The sequence below is a fragment of the Cryobacterium glucosi genome, from assembly GCF_004402235.1.
Taxonomy (GTDB): domain Bacteria; phylum Actinomycetota; class Actinomycetes; order Actinomycetales; family Microbacteriaceae; genus Cryobacterium; species Cryobacterium glucosi.
The window spans coordinates 39,579-62,528 of the sequence record NZ_SOFS01000005.1 but is presented as its reverse complement, the minus strand read 5'-3'; the positions used below and the strand labels follow the sequence as shown (position 1 = coordinate 62,528).

Annotated in this window: 17 protein-coding genes and 1 tRNA gene; 5 read left to right on the top strand and 13 right to left on the bottom strand. The window is 67.8% G+C overall.

What is annotated here, in order from left to right:
- Entirely contained in the window at positions 1 to 3,507 is a 3,507-nt protein-coding gene (locus tag E3O46_RS00655) for a hypothetical protein (RefSeq protein ID WP_134560911.1), read from the bottom strand.
- 4 nt (positions 3,508 to 3,511) lie between these two features.
- Complete coding sequence (locus E3O46_RS00650; protein ID WP_134447405.1) at positions 3,512 to 6,601, bottom strand: DUF6603 domain-containing protein; 3,090 nt, start codon at positions 6,599 to 6,601, stop codon at positions 3,512 to 3,514.
- A gap of 308 nt (positions 6,602 to 6,909) precedes the next feature.
- On the opposite strand from E3O46_RS00650, the gene E3O46_RS00645 reads away from it, so the two are divergent.
- Entirely contained in the window at positions 6,910 to 7,698 is a 789-nt protein-coding gene (locus tag E3O46_RS00645) for a ParA family protein (RefSeq protein ID WP_134560910.1), read from the top strand.
- 91 nt (positions 7,699 to 7,789) lie between these two features.
- Here E3O46_RS00645 and E3O46_RS00640 read toward each other — a convergent pair whose 3' ends face one another.
- From E3O46_RS00640 to E3O46_RS00625, 4 genes are all read right to left on the bottom strand, one after another.
- On the bottom strand, positions 7,790 to 8,788 hold the full coding sequence (locus E3O46_RS00640; RefSeq protein WP_166790998.1) for a DUF5684 domain-containing protein: 999 nt from the start codon (positions 8,786 to 8,788) through the stop codon (positions 7,790 to 7,792).
- A gap of 173 nt (positions 8,789 to 8,961) precedes the next feature.
- Positions 8,962 to 9,033 (bottom strand) — tRNA-Gln (locus E3O46_RS00635).
- A 119-nt stretch (positions 9,034 to 9,152) separates the two neighbouring features.
- On the bottom strand, positions 9,153 to 10,703 hold the full coding sequence (gltX, locus tag E3O46_RS00630) for a glutamate--tRNA ligase (protein WP_134560908.1): 1,551 nt from the start codon (positions 10,701 to 10,703) through the stop codon (positions 9,153 to 9,155).
- 80 nt (positions 10,704 to 10,783) lie between these two features.
- Positions 10,784 to 11,716: a LysR family transcriptional regulator gene (locus tag E3O46_RS00625; protein WP_134560907.1), complete on the bottom strand. Its 933-nt coding sequence runs from the start codon at positions 11,714 to 11,716 to the stop codon at positions 10,784 to 10,786.
- Positions 11,717 to 11,796: 80 nt separating this feature from the next.
- On the opposite strand from E3O46_RS00625, the gene E3O46_RS00620 reads away from it, so the two are divergent.
- Entirely contained in the window at positions 11,797 to 12,903 is a 1,107-nt protein-coding gene (locus E3O46_RS00620; RefSeq protein WP_134560906.1) for an aminotransferase class V-fold PLP-dependent enzyme, read from the top strand.
- A gap of 110 nt (positions 12,904 to 13,013) precedes the next feature.
- On the opposite strand, the gene E3O46_RS00615 is transcribed toward E3O46_RS00620, so the two are convergent.
- Together E3O46_RS00615 and E3O46_RS00610 are read right to left on the bottom strand one after the other, a co-directional pair.
- Positions 13,014 to 13,718, bottom strand: coding sequence for a type 1 glutamine amidotransferase domain-containing protein (locus tag E3O46_RS00615; protein WP_134560905.1), 705 nt, complete (start codon positions 13,716 to 13,718; stop codon positions 13,014 to 13,016).
- 57 nt (positions 13,719 to 13,775) lie between these two features.
- The gene (locus E3O46_RS00610) at positions 13,776 to 14,792 is read right to left on the bottom strand and encodes an NADP-dependent oxidoreductase (protein WP_134560904.1); all 1,017 of its coding nucleotides are present in this window, start codon (positions 14,790 to 14,792) and stop codon (positions 13,776 to 13,778) included.
- 119 nt (positions 14,793 to 14,911) lie between these two features.
- On the opposite strand from E3O46_RS00610, the gene E3O46_RS00605 reads away from it, so the two are divergent.
- Complete coding sequence (locus tag E3O46_RS00605; RefSeq protein WP_134447390.1) at positions 14,912 to 15,517, top strand: TetR/AcrR family transcriptional regulator; 606 nt, start codon at positions 14,912 to 14,914, stop codon at positions 15,515 to 15,517.
- Between the two features lie 9 nt (positions 15,518 to 15,526).
- Here the strand turns inward: E3O46_RS00605 and E3O46_RS00600 are convergent, their stop codons facing one another.
- The 4 genes from E3O46_RS00600 to E3O46_RS00585 all read right to left on the bottom strand — a co-directional run bounded on the left by E3O46_RS00600 (position 15,527) and on the right by E3O46_RS00585 (position 20,177).
- Entirely contained in the window at positions 15,527 to 16,291 is a 765-nt protein-coding gene (locus E3O46_RS00600; protein WP_134447388.1) for a fumarylacetoacetate hydrolase family protein, read from the bottom strand.
- Positions 16,288 to 17,472, bottom strand: a complete 1,185-nt coding sequence (locus E3O46_RS00595) for a branched-chain amino acid aminotransferase (RefSeq protein ID WP_134447386.1) — start codon at positions 17,470 to 17,472, stop codon at positions 16,288 to 16,290. Before E3O46_RS00595 ends, E3O46_RS00600 begins: the two co-directional genes overlap by 4 nt.
- A complete protein-coding gene (locus E3O46_RS00590; protein ID WP_134447385.1) occupies positions 17,469 to 18,551 on the bottom strand; it encodes a 3-isopropylmalate dehydrogenase in 1,083 nt (360 codons plus the stop codon). Before E3O46_RS00590 ends, E3O46_RS00595 begins: the two co-directional genes overlap by 4 nt.
- Before the next feature lie 99 nt (positions 18,552 to 18,650).
- Positions 18,651 to 20,177 carry an MFS transporter gene (locus E3O46_RS00585; RefSeq protein ID WP_241985032.1) on the bottom strand — a complete coding sequence of 509 codons (1,527 nt, stop codon included), beginning with the start codon at positions 20,175 to 20,177 and terminating at the stop codon, positions 18,651 to 18,653.
- A gap of 91 nt (positions 20,178 to 20,268) precedes the next feature.
- On the opposite strand from E3O46_RS00585, the gene E3O46_RS00580 reads away from it, so the two are divergent.
- Positions 20,269 to 20,862: a TetR/AcrR family transcriptional regulator gene (locus tag E3O46_RS00580; RefSeq protein WP_134560903.1), complete on the top strand. Its 594-nt coding sequence runs from the start codon at positions 20,269 to 20,271 to the stop codon at positions 20,860 to 20,862.
- Here E3O46_RS00580 and serA read toward each other — a convergent pair.
- Entirely contained in the window at positions 20,852 to 22,444 is a 1,593-nt protein-coding gene (gene serA / locus E3O46_RS00575) for a phosphoglycerate dehydrogenase (RefSeq protein WP_134447379.1), read from the bottom strand. The two genes, E3O46_RS00580 and serA, sit on opposite strands and share 11 nt — an antisense overlap.
- Positions 22,445 to 22,540: 96 nt before the next feature.
- Between serA and E3O46_RS00570 the strand changes: the two genes are divergently transcribed.
- Positions 22,541 to 22,945 (top strand): DoxX family protein, encoded by a 405-nt coding sequence (locus E3O46_RS00570; protein ID WP_134560902.1) that lies wholly within the window; start codon positions 22,541 to 22,543, stop codon positions 22,943 to 22,945.
- Positions 22,946 to 22,950 lie beyond the last annotated feature (5 nt).

Below are 22,950 nucleotides of genomic sequence, written 5' to 3'. Positions count from 1 at the left end.
CTACGCCTCTCTCACGATGAGGTCCGTCGCCTGGAATGCGACCCGCACCGGACGGTGCAGGTGCTTCTCGGCATAGGCGGCGGAATGCGGTGCTGTGTCGGTGAGGTGCTTCTGGTCGGCCGGCAGCTGGGCGTCGGCCGGCCGCTGGAATCGGGTGGCGCTGGGATGCTCGGCGATGGTGATCCACCACTGCTCCCCGTCGAGCTCGTCGACGGAGAGGTCGACGCCCACGAGCGCGATGTCGGGATCGAGCACCTCGGAGAAGAGCACGGGGGCGGTCTGCTGCGGAGAGCCGACCTTCTCAAAAACCGGATCGCGCACAGTGCCCTGGTTCTTCACCGCCTGGATGATGAGATCAGGGAAACGCCGCACAAGCTCGCTCTTGACCACGATCACGGCACGGCCGTCGCCACCGCCGAGGGAGATCTGCGCCGCGAGAGGCGTCGCCGGGAACAGGTGGATGGGTGTCGCCAGCTCGTCGGCTGTCGGGTTCCAGAAACGGTGGAAGTAGGTGCCGCGCTGGTCGGTCGGGTAGCCCCGCCAGAGCAGCTCCCGGCCCATTTCGTCGCTCAGGCCGACGAAGAACGCCGCCATGAACTCACTGTTGGTGGAGAGTACAGTGACGAAGTCGCTTGCCGGCAGAAGGCCGAGCCCGGGGACGAGCCACTCACGGTCGTACTCCTCGAGTGCGCGGTACATCGGCCGGTCGAAACGCGGCGCCGCCATGATCGGTGCGATACGCGGCTGGGCGAACCAGCGATCCGCGAGGCCAACGCTGAGGTGAAGTCTCCCGGCGAGGGAGGAGCGCACGGTGTGCCGGGGATCGATCTCCCCGATGATGGCGGCGGATGCGACGGCCAGGGCGTCGCGGTGCGGCACGGCATCGATCGTGAGCAGGGCCCCGGGATCGATGAGCGACGTCATCTCGGCGCGCAGCACGTCGAGCGGAAGCTCGTTGATGCGATCAAGGGCGGGGGTGAGCTTCACCTCGGCCAGGTCTGCGAACTGGGCCAGTCCGGCATCGAGTTCGGCCACGTCCCTCATGTCGCCGAGTTTCTTGAGGTGCTGCGCGTCGATGACCCTGAGGCCGCGTCCGCCGATGAGCACGTGGCCTTCGACCGGGACGCGACGGAATTCGCCGCCGCCGAGGGGAACCCGCACCGCGCCACCGCCCTGCCGGAGGCGGCCCACCGCGCCGCCGATGGGTGATCTCCTGATGATCGGCGCGCGCGGGTTCAACGGTGCGACGATTGGGCCGACCTCGAACGGGTGCAGGTCGACAGGGTGTACGTCAACGGGGTGTACGTCAACGGGGTGTACGTCAACGGGGTGCACGTCGACCGGGTGCACGTCGACCGGGTGCAGGTCGACAGGGTGTACGTCAACGGGGTGTACGTCAACGGGGTGCACGTCGACAGGGTGCACGTCGACGATGCCGAGGTCGACCAGCACCCGGTCGTTCAGCTTCACGGCCGTACCTTTCAGGCGTTCGCGCAGCGGGCTGGCGATCGTCGCCTTCGAGAGCGAGAGCTCGGCGGCGAGCGGGCCGATGCGCTGGGCACGGATGGACTCGATCGCGGGAACGGATGTCGAGCGCAGCAGCCGCTCGCTCCACCTTGTGGCGAGGTCCGCGCGCAGGTCGAAGCCGGTGTCGACGGCCTTCCAGCGGCTCGGCTCGGTGAGGTAGGTGGCGAAGCCGCCCGTACCCTCGACGCGTGCGTTCGCCTCCTTCAACAGTCCGCCGATGGTGTCGATCGGAGCGCCGATCGCCGCACTGACGAGCTGCAGGTCGAGGTGGGCGACGACATCGGCCGTGAGCCGCCCGATGCCCTCGGGGTTCGCGTATACCCGGGTGAAGTCCCGGAGCCCCGCGTCCGTTCCCACGACGTTGCCCGCGCGTTCGCGGGAGGCGGCATCCGTTCTCCTGATCATCGGTCCGGCCGGGCGGGTGACCCGCCGAAAGGCGCTCGTCGTCGCTGCGACCGGGGTCGAGCTCAGGACCACATCGGCGAACAGCGTGCTGCCCGCAGCGACCGAGATCCGGGTGGCGAGAGGAGCGGCGACCTGCAGCAGGTGCCCGGCCTGCAGCTCACTGATCCTGCCGTGGAGCCTGGTGGCGAGCAGTTCTGCCAGCTGTGCCAGGCGGATGGCGCGATTCGCCGCCTCCACCTCCCCGAGCTGGGCCCACGCCGACTGCATCAGACGCTCCTGGTCCCTCTGTACCACCCGGGTTCCAAGCCCGCCCACGATGCGCTTCACCGGAGCGAGGTTCAGCTCGGCGAACCAGTCGGAGCCCTCGATGACGGCACTCCCTCGATGCAGCTTGGCGTAGATGCGCGGGCCGATGATGGGCAGGTCGGGCACGCCATCCGTCTGCTCCTGCGTGCCCTCGATGGCGGCAGGCAGATCGAGTTCGGCGCGCAGGCCGTCGACCATTTCGGCGGGCCAGACCGCCGTCTCCGCGATCTGCTGCTCAGGAGTTGACGGCGCGCTCGGCGAGAACAGGGCACAACGCAGCACCTGCTTGCGCCCGACCTCGTCGGCACCGAGGGCCCGCAGTGGCTTGCCCGGCTGCGACGTGTCGATGAACTTGCGCCCGACCTCGTAGGGTGCGGCGATCCCCTGCAGCTTGATCGCGAGCGAGCGGAAGTCGCCGTCGGGACCGGTGCGGAACTCCCAGCTGTCGTAGACCGGGAGTCGCACCGGGTCTGGTGAGGAACTGGTCCAGGCCGGGTCGAGGGTGCCGCCCGCGAGGCCGAGACCTCCGCGCACGCCCACGTCGGTCGTCGGCACGAGGGCCGCGATGTAGTCGGTGTCCTGTTTCAGGATGCGCGGTGAGATGACCCGGGACAGGTTGACGGGAGCGTGCGCTGGTGAGAACCGGGCGGAGAGGTCCTGCCCTGTCGTCGTGGCCGGTACCTGGGCATGCGCCCACAGGTCGGCGCGAGTGAGCGTCGGCAATTGCGCGAGCGCCACCTGGAACACGGGGAGCAGTGTCCTGGACGCCGGCTCGCGCATGACCGTCGAACGCTCGAGCACGACGAGAGTAAGCCAGGGACGCATGACCGGAGCCTGCTGTGCGGCGCTGAACGCCCACGGCAGCTCGGGGCGATCGAATTCGATGTGGGCCAGCACGGTCTCCTCGGCTGTGCGAACGCCCGGGGCGGGGAAGCGCCGCACGATCTGCGCCGGGTCGATGCCGCGCACGTCGCCCGGACCGTACAGGGTCACCGAGAGGTCTGCGGATGCCGATCCCCCGGCGCTGTCGGTCAGGGGAACCTTCACCTCGGAGCTGGAACGCACCTTGCCGGGGGGCGGAGCGCTCGCCGCTGCGGAGAGGCCGCCGACGACCGTCGACGCGAACTCGAGCGACTCGATCGCAACGGCGCTCTCATCGAAGTCGTCCTCAGGAGCGATCGCCAGGGCGAAGGCGTCGCGCACCACATGAGTGGCCGTGCGGTCGAGCGGCGCGACGACGCTCGCTGCGATGGCATCCAGGTCGGCCATCAGGTCACCCCTTCACGATCATGCGCGTCGCAGTTGCGGCGCTCTCGGTGTTGATTGCCGCTGTCACGAGCGCGGCCTGCGTGGCGCTCAGTTCTCCGAGGCCGGCGAGCAGCGCCGCACCGGTGGCGGCATCCGCGATCCTCGACGAGCCCTTGTCGGAGACCGTGACACCGGCGTTCGGCGGAGCCGGCTGCGTGTACGGATTGCCGACCTCGCGCACAGCCCTGCCCACGTTGGTCTTCGTGGCGTAGGAGTTCGCGATGGTGGCGAACGTCCCCGTGAACTCGATCATCGCCGATGGCTCGTCGGGATTGCGCACGTAGGTCTGGTACGCCACGGTCGCCGACGTCGGGGTTCCGACCTTCGGGGTGGTCGCCGCGGCGATGCGGCATCCGCCGGTCATGTCCTCGAAGCCCGAGCGGGCGAGCAGGGACTCGCCCTCGAGCGCGAAGAACTGCCCGGGGGCGAATGCCGTCCTGAGCTCGCTGACGGCGCCGACGAGCCCGGAGTCTGGGGTCGCCGTCGGAGTGCCGATGGTCACCATGTCGGCCTTCACCGATGCCGAGCCGATGCGCGCGATCTTGACGCCCAACGGCACCTGGGTCTGCGACACCTCGACTCCGGCCAGCGGATGCCCGATTCGGCCCTCGACGTCGTCGACCTCGGCCAGGGTGACGAGTTGCGCGGCGTGGTCGGGCAACTGTACTTTCCAGGCGTCGGGCTCGTTCATCGCCGCTGCGGCGATCTGGAGGGCATCGACCGTGGCGATGAGCGGCGGCGGCTTCTCACCCCACTCGACGGGACCGAGATCCTCATCGAAGGTGGGGAGGAACCAGACGTCGACCTTGATGTGCCCAGCCAGGCGGAACGGTTTGGTCCCCTCGAGCGAGCCGCGGAAGACGATGGAGCAGAGCGTGAAGCCGAGCAGCTCAACCTCGACGCCCACCTCGATGGTGATCTTGAAGGCGAAGCGCGGCGCCCAGATGAAGATCATGTCGAGCGTGAGCCAGGCCTTCGCCACGATGACGGAGAAGTCGGCGTTGAGGCGCCCATCGACGCCGAGCATGACCGAGCCCGCCGTGATGGCGAAATACGCCTTGATGACAAAACTGATCGCCTTGGACGGCGAAAGGTCGATGGTGACCCTGTCCATGTCACCGAGCTTCGGCTTGCCGCCCGTCAGCTTCTCGTACTCGGGGTGAAAGCCGCCGACCGAGAACTCGAACGCTCCGTTGCCCGACCACTGAATGTAGAGGCCGAGGTCACCCGAGATCTTGATGCCGGCCACGGTGGAGTCGCGCATGCTCGCGAACAGCAGCAGGTAGTCGGGGGTGATCGCCACGAAGACGTCGGCGCGGATGTCGGTGATCGGCGCCTCCTTTGTCGGCACTCGCACCCGCAGGGAGCCGAGAATGACGATCATCGGATCGGGAAGCGCGAGCACCACGCCGAGCTTCATCTCCACGAACTTCGCCTGCGAACCCCAGCCGAGTTCGACGATCGGGCCGAAGACGAAGCCGCCGTCCTTCGGCGGGAACACGTGCGCCACCTTCTCGAGCAGCTTGGGCGCCTCGGCGACGGGGTTGTCGGGGAACAACATCTTGTCGAGGATGTGCTCCTTCATCCCGGAGCGGAGCTCTTCGAGGTCGAGACCGCGGTTGAGCGCCAGGATGCCACCGATGCCGTTCAGAGTGAATCCCATGCTGAGGTCGATCGCCACGGGGAAACGCACGCCGATGACGAGCACGATGGAGAACGGGTCCGGCGAGAGGATGACTATGGCCGACAGGCCGAACTTGAGGATCTGAAGCTGGACGACCCCGCCGAACTCGACCCGCTTCACGTCCTGCCCGCCGACCTTGTAGGTGCGCTCGACGCGTTGGATGAACCCGCCACCCGTGACGGGGCCTGCCTTCACTCGCAAGCCGATCGCATCCGGCCAGCGAGGCGAGACGGGGAGGTTGAAGACGGCCTGCTGCTCGGCCTCACCCTCGGGTGTCACCACGAAACCGGAGCCGACGATCTGCAGCCCGATGACATCCCCCAGCTTCGCGGCGATCGACGTGGTGAGTTCGAATCCGGTGACCTCCCGAGCCGGGTTGCGCACGAGCCCGAACGCCACCTCGCGCAGTTCGACCCCCGGGAACGAGAAACGCGTGGGCAGAACCGCCTTCTCATTACCGCGGCCGTCACCGATGTAGAACCCCTGTCCGGTGTCGAGCGAGACCGTCGTGAGGGTCGTGGCCTTCGGGTCTTCGGAGCCCGGCATGACCTTCGCCAGCAGGGGGTCGCTCGTGAGGCCGGGCTGCAGGATCGTGCGGAAGCGCAGACCGAGGATCGCCACATCGCCGATGAACCACTTGCCGTCGCGCTCCAGCAGGCTGGTCTTCTCCTCGGCCGTCGGGTTCGCGATCTCGCGGTCGCTGAACTGCAGGAACGCCTCGAACGTGACCTGGTCGAGCGTCATCGCGCCCAGCTTCACCTGGCCGGAGCGGAGGAATGTGGCAGCCAGGAGGAACTTTCCGTCGGTGCGGTCGAGGGCGAGGTTGTCGCCGAGCTTCTTCACCAGGTCATCGACGCCGAGCACGTTCTTCCCGAAGCTGTTCAGAAGCTTGCCGGAACCGGCGCCGAGATTCTTGAACGGTTGCGCCCACGGGTTCCAGAGATCCATCAGGCCGGAACGGATGGTCTCGTCGACGGTGCCGTCCGCCTTCTTGGCCAGCTCCTTGGCGACGATGTTGAACGCCTCGTCCATCGCGGCGAGGGCCATGCCGATGCGCACAGCGACCCTCGCGGCGGTATCGACGTTGAAGTCGTCCTTGTCGATGTCATCTGCCGACTCCTTCACCATCTTGGCGATGAGCTCGGTCTGCTTCTTGATCTTCTCGGCAATCGGTTCCACCAGGGCGACGGCGGCCTTGATGTCGGCCTTGAGCTTCTCGAAGGTCGGCTTGACGTCGCCGACGGCGCCGAAGGTGACGATCGACTCGAGGAACGGCACCGTGTCCTTGAAGGACGTGCCGCTCATGGCGCCGAGGCGTGAATTGGCGAAAGCTTCGATCCCGTTGAGGAATCCGGTTCCGATGTCGGTCATCGTGTCCCACTTTGTGTTCAGGAGCAGCGCTGGCCTGCAGTCCTGGCTTCGTGCGTCCGTCCGCAGTGCTGCGGACGTTTCGGCTCCGGGCGCGGAACGACGAGTGTGCAGACTCGAAGCGCGAGCGGAGGACGCCCGAACACAGCGGGCATCGCGAGAATTCAGTTGTTCCGGGGGTGGTCAAGTGGCGCGACGTTGCGGGAGCTGAGAACTGATCTGGGCAAGAGCATAGACCCGGGGCAGGGCGGGCGTCTAGAGCACCGTCCCTCCTCACGTCAGCACGAATGGCAACGTCGTACTATCGGAGAATGAAGGTCATCGCGGTCTACAGCACCAAGGGTGGGGTCGGCAAGACAACGACGGCCGTGAACCTCGCATGGGAAGCATCCCGGAACTCGCGTGTTCTGCTCTGGGACCTCGACCCGCAGGGAGCCGCGACCTTCGTTCTCAACGTCAAGCCCAAGGTCAAGGGCGGCGTGAACTCGCTCGTCACGGGCAGGACAGATGCAACGGCATCCGTTCGGGCCACGGCATACGAGCGACTCGACGTGCTGCCCGCCGATGACAGCTACCGTGACCTCGACCTCGTGCTCGACGCCGCGAAGAAATCGACACACCGCCTCGGGCGCATACTCGAGTCGGTCGCCAGAGAATATGACGTCGTCGTGCTCGACTGCCCTCCGGGATCGTCCCTCGTCGCAGAGAACGCCCTCCGCGCAGCCGATGTCGTGGTCGTTCCGCTGATTCCGTCCCCGCTCTCCCTGCGGTCGCTCGACCAGGTGGTCTCGATCGTCACGGAGTCCGCGAAGTCCACACCCATCCTGGCGTTCCTTACGATGGTCGATCGGCGCAAGACCGGGCACCGAGTCGCAGCCGAATCATTGCACGGCGCCCGACCGGAGGTGCTTGCGATCAGCGTGCCCGCGACCGTCGTGGTCGAACGGATGGGTGCCGAACGAGCCCCGGTCGCAGCCTTCGCCCCGAACACGACTGCCGCCCGCGCCTACAAGGACCTCTGGACCGCAGTCGCCGCAGGGGTGCATCTCACGAAGCCGGCCACAAAGCCCACGAAGAAGAGCCGCCCCAAGGCCCATTGACACGCGACCCTGCCGGGAGGCTGTATTCGACCGCTATCCCGTGGTCTGGCGCTCTGGCCGCAGGAAACGGGTCTGCCGGGATGCCCAGGGGCTAGAACTGGGCCGGTCGAGAGGCCGAGCCATAGCCTTCGAGGGGAGGCGGGTAGCCGTGCATCGCGAGAAGCTCCGGCGCGTACTGCTCGTCACGGCCGCCCAGGATGATCGCCCAGACGAACGGCAGGAACATGCCGAGCACGAGCATCCCGGAGTCTTTTCGGAACGCGATCCCAATGCGGTACATGCCGATGTAGACGAACACGGAGGAAACCACATTGCCGCCGGGCACAAGCCCCAGCCACACCCAATTGCCGCTCTGACCGCCGAGCCGCAGCAGCGTCCACGTCTGCAGGAAGGGAACCCACGCCTTCCAGGAGGGTATTCCCGTCTTGCGGAACAGTGTCGCGAGCGACGCAGCAAGGAGGAGGTAGCCCGCGAGGAACGACACGAACACGATTCCCGCGGTCGCGGTGAGGACCACGCCCAGTGCCGGTGCGAGAGCGCCCAGATCGAAGCGGCTGAAAGGCCTCTGGCTCGCGAGCGTGGCCAGCGGCGCCGAGAGCGCGCGATCGTTCGCATCGATCGCGAGACAGGCGACAAACCGGTCTCCGACGGCCCACTCCTCCTCCGTCGGATTGAACCAGATGTACGTCAGCCAGCTGGGCACGCCGGAATCGAAAGCTGCACCGCAGCGAGATTCACCGACCGAATTCAGCTGAGCCGTCGACGGGTAGTCGCCGGCAGGGAAGGTGAACGTGTTGTACACCTCGCTGCCGTGCGGGGAACCGCAGTCAAGGATGTCGACCGTGTCGTAGACGACTGTATTCGCGGAGATGTCCGTGCACTGTCCTGGCGTGAGCTGGCTGAACGGTTCCGTGTCGACGACCAGAGAACCGTGTAGATCGGGAGCACCGGGCGCCCCGCTGCTCCCTGCAGATGACTGCGGCCACGCGCATCCCGAAAGGGCCAGAAGCGCGAGCACACCGATCATCCCGCCGAGGACTGCTCGTCGTGCCACAAGTGCGGGCCGCAGCGGGCCGGAGCGTGTCGTCATCGACATGATCCTATGGGCGCGACGAACAATGATCCGGGCACCGATTGTCCGGCGTGTCGCCGAGCCCAGACTGGCGAGAGGTTGTGGCACCCACAGCGGCACTTGTGGCGAAAAAAACCTGTGCCTGGAAACAAAAGAACCCCTGGTTTCCGCGGAAACTCAGGGGTTTTAAGCTGGGGTACCTGGACTCGAACCAAGAACAACTGAACCAGAATCAGTCGTGTTGCCAATTACACCATACCCCATTGGCCGTTGGCCTCTCCGAAGATCGGCCGACTCGTAACTCTAACCCACAGAGCGGATGCTGGCCAAACTGAGCGCCACATCGGCGGGTTGCGAGCCCCGAATCATCGGTTCACGCCCGTCAGCTCGCGACCACCGGCGAGCTCGCCGCGTCAGCGGCCACGACCGCAGAGAGCACTCCGAGCCGGGCGAGCGACTCGCCTCGGCCGAGGATCTCCATCGACTCGAACAGCGGCGGCGACACCTTCCGGCCCGAGATCGCGACGCGCAACGGCCCGAACGCGACCCGCGGCTTGAGCCCGAGCCCCTCGATGAGCGCAGCGGTGAGCGCCTCGTGCACCCGGTCGTGGGTCCACTCGGCCTCGGGAATGCTCTCGAGGGTCGTGACGGACGCCGCGAGGATCTCGGCGGCATTCTTCGGGAGGCTCGCGAGGGCATCCGCCTCGTGCACGAGCGCGTCGCTCGTGACGAACAGGAACCCGAGCATGCCCGGCGCCTCGCCGAGCAGCGCGATGCGCTCCTGGATCAGCGGCGCCGCGGCCGTGAGCACGGCCTGGCGGGCGTCGCCCAGCGGCAGGTCGACGACTCCGGCGGAGACGAGGTAGGGCACGATACGCGCGGCGAAGTCAGCGGGCTCGAGCAGGCGGATGTGGTCACCGTTGATCGACTCGGCCTTCTTGAGGTCGAAGCGCGCCGGGTTCGGGTTGACGTTCTCCACGTCGAAGGCGGCGACGAGCTCGTCGACGCTGAAGACGTCCTGGTCCTTGGAGAGTGACCAGCCGAGCAGTGAGAGGTAGTTGAGCAGCCCCTCGGGGATGAAGCCGCGCTCGCGGTGCAGGAACAGGTTCGACTCGGGGTCGCGCTTGGAGAGCTTCTTGTTCTTGTCGCCCATCACGTAGGGCAGGTGGCCGAAGCGCGGCACGAAGGTCGTCAGGCCGATCTCGATCAGCGCGTGGTACAGCGCGATCTGGCGGGGCGTCGAGGACAGCAGGTCCTCGCCGCGCAGCACGTGGGTGACGCCCATCAACGCGTCGTCGACCGGGTTGACGAAGGGGTAGAGCGGATGCCCGTTGGGGCGCACCACGACGAAGTCGCTGAACGAGCCGGCCGGGAAGGTGATCTCGCCGCGGACGAGGTCGTCGAAGCTGATGTCGGTGTCCGGCACCTTGAGCCGCAGCGCGGGGGCGCGGCCCTCGGCACGGTAGGCGGCGCGCTGCTCCTCGGTGAGGTCGCGCTCGAAGTTGTCGTAGCCCTGCTTGGGGTCGCGGCCGAGGGAGACGTTGCGCGCCTCGATCTCCTCGCCGGTCGCGAAGCTCTCGTAAATGCGGCCAGAGGCCTTGAGCTGCTCGACGACGTCCCGGTAGATGTCGTAGCGCTCGGACTGGCGGTACGGCCCGTGCGGTCCCCCGGCGTCGACGCCCTCGTCCCAGTCGAGCTTCAGCCAGCGCAGCGCGTCCTTGAGCTGCAGGTAGCTTTCCTCGCTGTCGCGGGCGGGGTCGGTGTCCTCGATCCGGAAGATGAAGGTGCCGCCGGTGTGCCGCGCGTAGGCCCAGTTGAACATGGCCGTGCGAACGAGACCCACGTGCGGGGTTCCGGTCGGTGAGGGGCAGAACCGTACGCGAACATCCGTGCCGGTCGCGGTGGAAAATGGGTACACAGTGGTCTCAGACATCGGTATCGAGTCTACTTGGCGCGTCGATCACGCGGTGGGTGCACGCGGGGACAGGTGCGTGCCTGCGTGCGTGCGGGGCACTATCGGGCGGATACGGTGAGCGATGCGAGTGCGCGGAGGGTCTCCCCCAGCGCCGGCACGCCAATGGCCCCGTCAGCGGTGACGGCATGGAGCGTGCGATACTCTCCCGGCCGGGTCGGACGGATCAGCACTCCCGACCGAGCGCCGACGGAGTCGATCGCGAGCGTCGGCAGCACGGCGACGCCGATGCCGGCGCCGACCATGCCGAAGACCGCGGCGACATTGTCGGTCTCGTAGGAGATGTCCGGAACGAACCCGCGCCGTTCGCAGAGCTCGAGCAGGTGCCCGCGGCAGCGCGGGCAGCCGCCGATCCAGCGCTCGCCCGCGAGATCGCCGAGGTCGATCGACTCCGCATCGCCGAACCGGTGGCCGGCCGGAACCACGAGCAGCACCTCGTCCCGTCCGAGCGTCGTGACCGAGAGCCCCTCCGCACTGTCCCGGTGCGGGTCGACGAGGTCGCCGGGGTAGCTGAACGTGATCGCGAGGTCGACGCGGTTCTCGCGCACGAGGGCGACGGCCTCGGGTGGTTCGGCTTCGACATAGGTGATCGACAGCCCCGGAAGCCGCCTCCCCAGGTCGGCGAGCAGGCGCGGCACGATCGTCGCGGACGCAGAGGGAAAGGCCGCAACCCGCACCAGGCCGGCCCGGAGACCCTGGAGTTCGGCGAGGTCACCTGCGGCGGCGTTGAGGGCTCCGGTCACGGTACGGGCGTGCCGGGCGAGCAACCGGCCGGCCTCGGTGAGACGCACACCCCGGCCGACCCGCTCCACCAGGGCGAGTCCCACCCGCAGCTCGAGGCGCTTGAGTTGCTGGCTGACCGCGGGCTGGCTGTAGCCGAGGGCGCGGGCCGCTGCCGTGATCGAACCGTGCTCGGCGAGAGCCTGAACGATGCGCAGCGAATGGGAGTCGAGGGCGGAATCGGCGAGAGGCATCCTCAAGGATAACGCTGGGTTATGGTTTCTATCACTCACTGGCGATTGTCGAATGAGTGCGAGCGGCGGATGCTGGAGGAATGACCAGCCCAGCCTCCCCCGACACGACCCGCTCGCGAATCGACGGTCCGCCACTGGGCATCCCCGCAGCCCGGGCGCAGTTCCCCGGCGGGCGCGGGTACCTCGCCGCCTGCACGCTCGGGCTGCCGACGGCCGGAACGGTCGCGGCCCTTCGCGCAGACCTCGACGCCTGGGCGAGCGGCTCTGCCTCGGCCGCAGGGTACGCCGCGCTCGTCGAACGGGTGCGTGCCGTCTACGCGCGGCTCGTGATGGTACCGGTGAGCCGGGTGGCAATCGGTTCCCAGGCTTCCGTGCTCGCGGGCCTCGTGGCCGCGAGCGTTCCGGACGGGGCGGAGGTGCTCTGCGTCGACGGCGACTTCAGCTCGATGGTCTTCCCGTTCCTGAACCAGGCCCACCGCGGCGTCACTGTGCGACACGTTCCGCTCGCGCACCTGGCCGAGAGCATCACGGGTAACACCTGGTTGGTCTCCTGGTCACTCGTCCAGTCCGCGACGGGCACTGTCGCCGAGACGACGGCGATCATCGCCGCTGCGCGCCGTCACGGGACCTTCACCCTGTGCGACACCTCACAGGCAGCCGGGTGGATGCCTGTGGACGCCTCGGTCTTCGACGCCACGATCTGCCACGCGTACAAGTGGTTGTGCGCGCCGCGCGGCGTGGCTTTCCTCACGATTGCCGAGGGGTTCGGCTCCGTCGTGCGCCCGGCCCAGGCCGGCTGGTACGCCGGCGAGGACGTCTGGGGCTCCTGTTACGGGCCGGGAATGCGGCTCGCGGCCGACGCCCGTCGTTTCGACGTGTCGCCGGTGTGGCAAGCCTGGGTCGGTGCGGAACCCGCCCTCGAGTTCTTCGGCACACTCGACCTGGCCGAGGTGCGACGGTACGACGTGGGCCTCGCCGACGCCTTCCGCGCCGGACTCGGCATCGACCCGACCGAACAGACCGGCCAGGCCACCGTGACGTGGGCGGATGCCGCGGGCACCGACCTCGCGCGCCTCACGGCGGCCGGACTCACGGCATCCGGTCGGGCGGGCCGCGCTCGCGTGGCCTTCCACCTCTGGAACGATGCCGACGACGTTCAGGACGCGCTCCGCGCCCTCGGCCGCTGACGCCGCAGCCGCTGACAACGCGACCGCCGGCACCGCGTGAGGTGTCGCAGATCGAGGTTCGCGGGCCTCCGGAACCTCGATCTGCGACACCTCAGGCGCGCGTGCTTCTACTACTTTGCAGCGACGACGGCGATGATCCGGGCCGCGAGCTCGCCGGAGGATGCCGGGTTCTGACCGGTGTACAGGTTACGGTCGACTTCGATGTGCGCGGTGAACGGCGCCGCCTCGACGAAGTCCGCGCCGAGGTCCACCAGGCGGGTCTGCACGAGCCAGGGCGCCTTGGGCGCCAGTCCCCCGATGACCTCTTCCTCGTTCGTGAACCCGGTCATGCGATAACCGGTGAACGGCCAGCTGCCGTCCGCGCGCTTCGCGGCGAGGAGCGCGGCAGGGGCGTGGCACAACACGGCCAGGATACGGTCGGTGTCGAGCGCCTCGGTCATGAGCGCGCCGGACGTCGCGTCGACAGCGAGGTCCTCCATCGGGCCGTGGCCACCGGGGTAGAAGACCACGTCGTAGTCGGCGACATCGATGTCGTCGATGCTGCGCGGGGCGTCGAGCTCCTCGCCGATCGACCCGAGGTAGGCGATGATCTCGGCGGCCCGGTCCTCCCCGCCCGCGGCCTGGGGGGTGAGGCTGCCGCGGTCGATCGGGGGCGCGACCCCGCCGGGAGTCGCGATGGTGATGGACCATCCGGCCTCGCTGAATCGCCGGTGCGGTTCCGCGAGCTCCTCCGCCCAGTACCCGGTCGGGTGCAGGGTGCCGTCATTGAGGGTCCAGTGGTCAGCGGCGCTGACGACGAAGAGTACGTGGGCCATGATTCTCCAATGTTCAAAAATGGGTGGATGCGTGTCGTGGAGCGGGATCGAGTCGGCTCAGACGGTCGTGCGCACGACCATCTTGCCGGTGTTCTCTCCGCGCATGAGGCCCAGGAAGGCCTCGACCGCGTTGTCGATCCCGTCGACGACGGTCTCGTCGAAGACGACGGCGCCGCTCGTCAGCCATCCGGACATCTCGGTCGAGAACGCGCCGAAGTGCTGCAGGTAGTTGCCGACCGTGAACCCCTTCAGGGTGAGCCCGCGGGTCACGATGTTCGACATGTTGCGGGGTCCCGCGGATGCCTCGGTCGTGTTGTAGAGGGAGATCGCGCCGCAGAGTGCAGCGCGTCCGCCGTCCTTGAAGGCGCCGAGGGCGGCCTCGAGGTGCTTTCCCCCGACGTTGTCGAAGTACACGTCGATGCCATCGGGTGCGGCGAGGGCGAGCTGGCCGGCGATGTCGCCGTCCTTGTAGTTGAAGGCGGCGTCGAAGCCGTACTTGCTCGTGAGCAGCGCAACCTTCTCGGGCGTGCCTGCGGAACCGACAACGCGGCCGGCACCCTTGAGGCGGGCGATCTGGCCGACCATGCTGCCGACGGCCCCGGCTGCGCCCGAGACGAAGACCGTGTCGCCGGGCTTCATGCCCGCGATGTCGAGGAGGCCGACGTAGGCGGTGAGAGCGGTCATCCCGAGCACGCCGAGGTAGGCGGAGAGCGGAACGCCGGGCAGTTCGGGCACGACGCGGAAGCCCGCGGCGGGGGCCTGCACGAGGTCGCGCCAGCCGTACTGGTGCACGACGACGTCGCCGACGGACACTCCGTCGGCGGCAGATGCGACGACCCGGCCGACCGCGCCACCGGTCATGGTCTCGTCGAGTGCGTAGGGCGGCGAATAGCTCTTCACATCGTTCATCCGGCCGCGCATATAGGGGTCGACGGACACGAACTCGTTGGCGACGCGGATCTCGCCGGGCGCGAGCTCCGGCAGGTCGACGTGGACCGTGCGGAAGTCGGCCGCCGTCGGCCATCCGACGGGGCGTGCGGCGAGCTGGATCTGGGTGCTGGTATTCGCTGTCATGGGTGACTCCTGAACTTCTCTGTGCCGAACGTGGGGCTCGGAACGTTTTTGTACCGACTGGTTTACTATATGCTGAATCGAACGGTACACAAAAACCCGACCACTGACTGGAGACCGAGATGGGCCGCACGCCGAGCTTTGACGCTCCCGTCGTCGTGACCGCGGCACGCGACCTGTTCTGGGACCGCGGCTTCGAGGCGGCGTCCCTCGCCGACCTCGAGCGGGTCACCGGGCTCAACAGGTCGAGCCTGTACCACGCGTTCGGAAGCAAACGCGGGCTCTTCGACGCCGCGGTCGCGGACTACCTCGAGACGGTCATCCGCCCGCGCCTGCGCCCGCTGCTCGCCGAATCGGCCGGCCGTGCCGCCCTGCTCGCGTACTACGGCGACCTGAGCCTGGCCGTCGCCTCCCTGCCCGACGATTCACCGCGCCGGGGCTGCCTGCTCGTCAACTGTGCAGCGGGACTCGCCGGCCACGACGACCCCGCCAGGAAGGTCGTCGACGACTACCGCGCCGAGCTCACGGCGGCACTCCGCAACGCCCTCGCGGGAGCGGCGGCCGAGATCGCTCCGGGCACGGATGCCGGGGCCGCTGTCCTCGACGAACGCGCCCGCACGCTCGCCGCCTTGTCGATGAGCGTCATGCTGCTCGCCCGGGTGAACCGGGACGAGTCGCTCGCACTCCTCGCCACGGCCGCGGACCAGGTCCGGTCCTGGCACCCCTGATCTATTGCTCTAGAGGCGCTTGACCGGGTTCGTCAGGATGCCGATGCCCGGGATCTCGATCTGCACGGCGTCGCCGTCGTGGACCTTTTCGGCGCGGTCAGGGGCGCCGGTGAGGATCACATCGCCCGGCAGGAGCGTGAAGACGCTCGAGACGAACGCGACGACCTCGGCGACCGAATGCTTGTAGAGCGCAGCCGTCCCCTTCTGGAACTTCTCGCCGTTGACCCGACCGGTCAGGTGCAGGCTCGTCCAGTCGTACTCGGTGTCGATCACGGGGCCGAGCGGGCAGAACGAGTCGAAGCTCTTGGCGCGGGCGAGCTGCCCGTCGCGCTCGAGGAGATCGCGCGCCGTCACGTCGTTCGCAATCGTGTACCCGAAGATGACGTCTTCGGCGTTCTCGACCGTCACGTTCTTCGCGATCTTGCCGATCACGATCGCGAGTTCGCCCTCGACGCGCACGTCGTGGGACTGCGCCGGGAGGAAGATCGGGTCGTCCGGCCCGATCACCGAGGTGTTCGGTTTGAGGAAGAAGAGGGGCTCGCGCGGTTCGGCGTGCTCGCGTTCTTCGTCGTCGGAGAAGAACGCATGCGCCATGCCCACGATCTTGGAGCGCGGGATCACGGGCGCGAGCAGCTTCACGTCGCGCAGGGCGATCCGGTCGCCGGTCGGGTCGTACCCGGCGAACATCGGGTCGCCCTTGAGTACGACGAGCTCATCGTCGTCGACGATGCCGAAGGCGATGATTCCGCCCTGGCTGAACCGCGCGACCTTCACGCCTGGTCCGCGGGTACGTCGAGGCGGGTGAGCCAGCCGTGCCGGTCGGGCAGCAGCCCGTACTGGATGTCGGTCAGCTCCTGGCGGAGCGCCATCGTGATCGTGCCGGCCGGCGCATCCGCATCGCCGATGGCCAGGCCGCCCGGTCCCTTGAGCTGTGAGATCGGGGTGACCACGGCGGCGGTGCCGCACGCGAAGACCTCGGTGATGGCACCGGATGCGATTCCGTCGCGCCAGTCGTCGAGGGTCACGTCGCGCTCCTCGACAGTCAGTCCCCGGTCACGGGCGAGCTGGATGATGCTGTCGCGCGTGACACCCTCGAGGATGGTGCCGGTCAGTCGCGGGGTGACGAGCGTGTCGGTGCCGTACACGAAGAAGACGTTCATCCCACCGAGCTCGTCGATGTGCGAACCGGTTTCCCCGTCGAGGAAGAGTACCTGGGCGCAGTCGTTGTCGTATGCCTGCATCTGCGGCAGGAGCGAGGCGGCGTAGTTGCCACCGCACTTCGCGGCCCCGGTTCCGCCGCGGCCGGCACGGGCGTATTCGGTCGAAAGCCAGATCTTGATCGGGGCGACGCCGTTGGCGAAGTAGGCGCCCGCAGGGCTCGCGATGACGTAATAGCCGACCTTGTGGGCGGCGCGCACACCGAGGAAGCTTTCGTTGGCGATCATGAACGGTCGCAGGTAGAGACTCGTCTCATGGTCCGACGGCACCCAATCGCCGTCCACGGCGATCATCTGCCGGATCGATTCGATGAAATCGCTCTCGGAGAGCTCCGGCAGGGCGAGCCTGCGTGCCGAACGCTGGAGCCGGTCGGCGTTCTTCTCCGGGCGGAAGGTCCAGATGGAGCCGTCGGCGTGGCGGTAGGCCTTGAGCCCCTCGAAGATCTCCTGGCCGTAGTGCAGCACCGAAGAGGCCGGGTCGAGCTGCAACGGGCCGTACGGGATGACCCGGGCATCGTGCCAGCCCTCCTCGACGGTCCAATCGATCGAGACCATGTGATCGGTGAACTTTTTGCCGAAACCGGGGTCGGCGAGGATCTCCTCACGCTCGGCCCTCGTGCGCGCCATCGTGGACGGCGTCAGGCTGAAGGTCAGCGGGAAGGCGCCCGTGGTCGCGGCGTCGGTCGTGGTGCCTGTGGTGGTCTCGGTGGTGGTGTCGCTCAGTGCTGCCTGGCTCATTGGAGTCCCTTGTCTGTCATTCGAGTCACGATGGCGTCGCCCACCGCGCTGGTACCGCGCGACGCCGTGAATGCCCCATTTTCCGTACGGGCCGCGATATCGGCGACCACCGCGTCCCGGACCCGGGCCGCGGCATCCGTCAGGCCCAGGTGATCGAGCAGGAGGGCGACGGAAAGGATGGCGGCCGTCGGGTCCGCAAGCTGCTTGCCCGCAATGTCGGGGGCCGAACCGTGCACCGGTTCGAACATGCTCGGGAACCGGCCGTCCGGGTTGATGTTCCCGGATGCTGCCAGGCCGATGCCGCCGCTGATTGCGGCCGCCAGGTCGGTGAGGATGTCGCCGAAGAGGTTATCCGTGACGATGACATCAAATCTACTCGGATTTGAGACGAGGAAAATCGTCGCAGCATCCACGTGCAGGTAGTCCACCGTCACGTCGGGGTATTCGGCGGCGACGGTCGTCACGATCCGCTGCCACAGGCCGCCGGCGAAGACGAGCACGTTGGTCTTGTGCACGAGGGTCAGGTGTTTGGCCGCGCGGCCCCTGGCGACCTCGAAGGCGTAGCGTACGACGCGTTCGACGCCGAAGGCCGTGTTGACCGAGACCTCGTTGGCGACCTCGTGCGCGGTGCCCTGGCGGATGGCGCCGCCGTTGCCGACGTACGGCCCTTCGGTGCCCTCGCGCACGACGACGAAGTCGACGTTGCCGGGAGCCGCGAGCGGGCTCGGCACACCGGGGAACAGCACGCTCGGTCGCAGGTTGACGTAGTGGTCGAGCGAGAAGCGCAGCCTGAGCAGCAGGCCCCGCTCGATGTTCGCGTTCGCGAGGCGCGGGTCGCCGGGCACTCCCCCGACGGCGCCGAGCAGGATGGCGTCGTGGGCGGCGATCGCCCCGAGGTCATCATCGGTGAGCACGTCGCCCGTCTCGAGGAACCGGGTCGCGCCGAGCGAGAACCAGGTCAGCGCGAATTCGACGTCGTCGGCCACTGTCGCTGCGCCGAGCACCTTGACGGCCTCGGCGACGACTTCGGGTCCGATCCCGTCTCCGGGAATGACGGCGAGCTTGATCTGACGGGACATGGGACTCCTGGGGGCTCGGATTGCTGTACCCAAACCCTACTGCGACGCGTCAGGTCGGGTGATCCCCGCGTCTTCGTCACTCCCGGAATCGACGCCGGCTCACCGCGCCGAGCGCAGTGCGACCCAGGCGACCATGGCCGCTACGACCACGAGTCCGGCTCCGATCCAGGCGGTGGGACCGATTCCGGTGAGGAAGGCCTCCCGCGCAGACTCCAGCAGCATCCGGCCGGCTCCTGCCGGCAGCTCGGCCGCAACGGCGACGGCCCCGCCGAGGGTCTCCCCCGCCGCGGCCCGTTGTCCGGCGCCGAGCCCATCAGGCAGCACCACCGCGGAGCGGTATGCCGAGGTGAGGATGCTGCCCAGGACCGTGGTGCCGAGAACCGCGCCCAGTTCGTATGCGGTTTCCCCGACAGCGGATGCAGCGCCCATCTTCTCCGGCGGTGCGCTCGCCACGATCAATTCGTTCGACACCGTCTCGGCAGCCCCGATCCCGATCCCGAGGGCGACGAAGGCGACGGCCACACCGGCAGGGCCGAATCCGGCTCCGCCGATCGCGAATGCCGTGTACCCGGCCGCAGAGAACAGCAGCCCGGCCGGGATCACGATCGACGGCCGGATCCGCCTGGCGATCGGGACGACGATCAATCCGGCCAGGATCATCGCCACCAGGCCGGGCACGAGTACCAGGCCGGCAGCGAGGGGCTCCAGGCCGAGGACGAGCTGGAGGTATTGCGAGACGAAGAACAGTCCGCCGACGAGCGCGACGACGCTCAGGAAGTTGACCCCGACCGCGCCGCTGAACGAACCGCGACGGAAGAGTGCGAGGTCGAGCATCGGCTCATGGAGACGCCGCTGCCGATGGGCGAAGAGGATGCCGGCAACCAGTCCCACTGCGATCGACACGGTTCCGGCGACGCCGAACCCGGAGTCGGCGAGCGTCTTGATGCCGAAGACGATCGGGAACATCGTCAGGAGCGAGAGCAGGATGCTCGGCACATCGATCGCACCCGGGTTCGGATCCCGGGATTCCGGCACGATCAGCGGCGCCACCACGAGCAAGGGCAGCAACAGCGGGACCGCGAGCAGGAAGACGGATCCCCATTCCCCGTTCTCGAGGATGAGTCCGCCGACAACGGGGCCGAGTGCGCTGCCGGCCGCGAAGCCGCTCGCCCAGATGGCGATGGCGAGGCGGCGCTCATTGCGTTCCGTGAAGACGGACCGCAGGAGTGCGAGCGTGGGCGGCATCAGCATGGCCCCGAACACGCCCAGTGCAGCACGGTCGAGGATGAGCCATTCGATGCTCGGCGCGAAGGAGGCGATCACCGACATCGCTCCGAAGCCGGCGGAGCCGATCAGCAGCAGTCGGCGCCGGCCGATCCGGTCGCCGAGGCTGCCCATCGAGACCAGCAGCCCCGCGAGTACGAGGGGGTAGATGTCGATCACCCAGAGCAGCTGGGTGCCGCTCGGGCTGAGGGCCTCGGAGATCTGCGGCAGGGCAAGGTTCAGCACGGTGTTGTCGATCGAAACGAGCAGCACCGGCAGCATCAGCACCGCAAGGGCCCACCAGCGGCGCACGGGCGCGGCGCCGGGTTGGACGGGGATCCGGGGGCGGGTCGGGGTTGACACGGTGCAACAACTTTCCGGGCAGGGGACGGGTGGACCCGTCGCAGAAGGGGGACGGCACAAAACTATACCGTCCAGACGGTACAGTAGCACCATGACACCCTCGCCCGTCCAGCCCCCGCTCCGGTCAGCCGACCATTCCCCGACCCGGGACCGGGTCCTCGACGCGTTCACCGGGCTCCTCATCGACCAGGGCGAACGTGCGGCCACCCTCGAGGGTGTCGCCGCGGCGGCCGGCCTGTCGAAGGGCGGGCTGCTCTACCATTTCGGGTCGAAGGAGGCCCTGGTCCGGGGACTGCTCACCCGGCTCGAGGAGCTCGTGGCCGACGACATCGTACGCATCCGCTCTGCGGCGGCCGGACCCGTTGACTACCTGATCCGGACCTCGATGAGCGAGGGCACTCCCCTGGACCGCACCATCGCGGGAGCCGTGCGCCTGGCGCAGGGATCGCATCCGCTGGCCAACACGGCCGTTGTCTCAATGCGGCGCCAGTGGCTGGCCGTGATCGAGGAGACCGTCGGGGATCCGGACGTCGCAGAGGCGATCATGTTGATCAGTGACGGACTGTACTTCGGTTCCACCATCACGAGCGCGGCCTATCCCGCCGCCGACGTGGTGTCGGCGGCGAGACTGGACCGGTTGCTCGCCGTGATCGGTCGAATGACCGACCGGACCGCTACTCCGTGATGGCGATTTCGACCATCACGTCGGCCGAGATCGCGTCGCGCACGGTGGCGAGCAGGCTCGCCGAGACGGGTGAGTCGACGGTCAGCACGCTCAGCGCCTTGCCGCCGGCCTCGTGGCGGGCGATCTGCATGCCCGCGATGTTGATCTGGGCGTCGCCGAACTCGCGGCCGTAGACGGCGACGATTCCGGGGCGGTCGGTGTAGACCATCACGATCAGGTGCTCGGCGAAGGTGACCTCGACGTCGTACCCGTTGATCTCGACGATCTTCTCGATCTGCTTCGTGCCGGTCAGGGTGCCGGAGACGGAAACCTGTGAGCCGTCTGCGAGGGCGCCACGAATCTGGATGACGTTGCGGTACTCCGGCGATTCCTTGTCGGTGAGCAGGCGGACCGCGATGCCACGCTGCTCGGCGAGCAGCGGCGCGTTCACGTAGGAGACGGTCTCGCTCACGACGTTCGTGAAGATGCCCTTGAGTGCCGCAAGGCGCAGCACGCTCACGTCGTAGTCGGCGAGCTCGCCGCGCACGTCGATGTCCACGCTTGTGAGCGGGCGCTGTGCGGTGAGGCCGGAGAAGACCTGGCCGAGCTTCTCGACGAGCGGGATGCCGGGGCGCACGTAGGGGTCGATGACGCCGCCGGCGACGTTGACCGCGTCCGGCACGAGTTCGCCGGAGAGGGCGAGGCGCACCGACTTCGCGACGGAGACGCCGGCCTTCTCCTGGGCTTCGTCGGTCGATGCACCGAGGTGCGGGGTGGTGATCAGGTTTTCCAGGCCGAGGAGCTTCGACCCGGTCGGGGGCTCAGACACGAACACGTCGAGGCCGGCCCCGGCGATGGTGCCGGCAGTCAGGGCGTCGTAGAGGTCGTCTTCGTCGATGAGGCCGCCTCGGGCGACGTTGATCACGAACGCGGTCGGCTTCATGAGCTTGAACTGCGCGGCTCCGATCATGCCGGTCGTCTCCGCCGTCTTCGGCATGTGGATGGTCACGAAGTCGGACTGCGCGAGGAGTTCTTCGAGAGTCACGGGCACAACGCCGAGCTGCTGCGCACGGGCGGAGGTGATGTACGGGTCGAACGCGATGATCTTCGTGCCGAAGGCCTGCATTCGAGCGGCGATGAGGGCGCCGATACGGCCGAGGCCGATGATGCCGACGGTCTTTTCGTACAGTTCGACACCGGTGTACTTGGAGCGCTTCCACTGCCCCTCTGCGAGGGCGCCACTCGCGGCGGGGATGTGACGGGCGAGGCTAATAATGTGACCGACGGTCAGTTCTGCGGCAGAGATAATGTTCGAGGTCGGTGCATTGACGACCATGACGCCTGCGGCCGTCGCAGCCTTAATGTCCACGTTGTCGAGTCCGACACCGGCGCGGGCGATCACCTTGAGCAGGGGTGCAGCCGCGATAGCCTCGGCGTCGACCTTCGTCGCGGAGCGCACGAGCACGGCGTCGGCCGTTGCGAGCGCGGCGAGCAGGGCCGGCCGGTCCGTGCCATCGACAGTGCGGACCTCGAAGTCGGGTCCGAGTGCATCGACGGTTGCGGGTGATAATTCTTCAGCGATAAGAACGACTGGTTTTGACACGAAAACAGAACCTCCGATAGCAGCAGCAATTGTGGCTCGCGCCGCGACCGTGGGGCGCCAGTATTGGGTCGAGTCTATCGGCCGTAATATTCCCCAATGAGCACTGTTACGTTGGACTCCCTCCAGTTCGTCCTGCGCTGCCTTCTGGCCGTCTTCTTCTTCGGCGCGGGGATCACCCACTTCATCCCGGTGGTCCAGCGCACGATGGCTGCCATGATCCCGCCGGGACTCCGCTTCACGGGATTCTTCGGCGCGCGTGGCCCCGTCGTCCTGGTGATCTTCACGGGCGTCTGCGAGATGCTCGGCGGCCTCGGCCTGCTCTGGCCGCCGACCACCGGAGTCACCGGAGTCATGCTCGTGATCTTCCTGATCGCGGTCTTCCCGGCCAACGCGTTCGCCGCCCGCGACCCGCTGCGCTTCGGCCGGGCCGCGATCCCGCTCCGGACCCGGGTCATCGAGCAGGTCGCGCTCATCGCCCTCGTCGTGCTGGCGATTCTCTGAGCCTG

What these genes read in the sequence shown, in the direction of transcription:
- E3O46_RS00625 (WP_134560907.1), bottom strand. Translation starts at nt 11,716, where the DNA reads ATGCCTCTCGCCGATTCCGCCCTCGACTCCCATTCGCTGCGCATCGTT.
- E3O46_RS00570 (WP_134560902.1), top strand. Translation starts at nt 22,541, where the DNA reads ATGAGCACTGTTACGTTGGACTCCCTCCAGTTCGTCCTGCGCTGCCTT.
- E3O46_RS00650 (WP_134447405.1), bottom strand. Translation starts at nt 6,601, where the DNA reads ATGACCGACATCGGAACCGGATTCCTCAACGGGATCGAAGCTTTCGCC.
- E3O46_RS00610 (WP_134560904.1), bottom strand. Translation starts at nt 14,792, where the DNA reads ATGACAGCGAATACCAGCACCCAGATCCAGCTCGCCGCACGCCCCGTC.
- E3O46_RS00645 (WP_134560910.1), top strand. Translation starts at nt 6,910, where the DNA reads ATGAAGGTCATCGCGGTCTACAGCACCAAGGGTGGGGTCGGCAAGACA.
- E3O46_RS00595 (WP_134447386.1), bottom strand. Translation starts at nt 17,472, where the DNA reads ATGAGCCAGGCAGCACTGAGCGACACCACCACCGAGACCACCACAGGC.
- E3O46_RS00640 (WP_166790998.1), bottom strand. Translation starts at nt 8,788, where the DNA reads ATGACGACACGCTCCGGCCCGCTGCGGCCCGCACTTGTGGCACGACGA.
- E3O46_RS00590 (WP_134447385.1), bottom strand. Translation starts at nt 18,551, where the DNA reads ATGTCCCGTCAGATCAAGCTCGCCGTCATTCCCGGAGACGGGATCGGA.
- E3O46_RS00605 (WP_134447390.1), top strand. Translation starts at nt 14,912, where the DNA reads ATGGGCCGCACGCCGAGCTTTGACGCTCCCGTCGTCGTGACCGCGGCA.
- E3O46_RS00655 (WP_134560911.1), bottom strand. Translation starts at nt 3,507, where the DNA reads ATGGCCGACCTGGATGCCATCGCAGCGAGCGTCGTCGCGCCGCTCGAC.
- E3O46_RS00615 (WP_134560905.1), bottom strand. Translation starts at nt 13,718, where the DNA reads ATGGCCCACGTACTCTTCGTCGTCAGCGCCGCTGACCACTGGACCCTC.
- E3O46_RS00580 (WP_134560903.1), top strand. Translation starts at nt 20,269, where the DNA reads ATGACACCCTCGCCCGTCCAGCCCCCGCTCCGGTCAGCCGACCATTCC.
- E3O46_RS00620 (WP_134560906.1), top strand. Translation starts at nt 11,797, where the DNA reads ATGACCAGCCCAGCCTCCCCCGACACGACCCGCTCGCGAATCGACGGT.
- gltX (WP_134560908.1), bottom strand. Translation starts at nt 10,703, where the DNA reads ATGTCTGAGACCACTGTGTACCCATTTTCCACCGCGACCGGCACGGAT.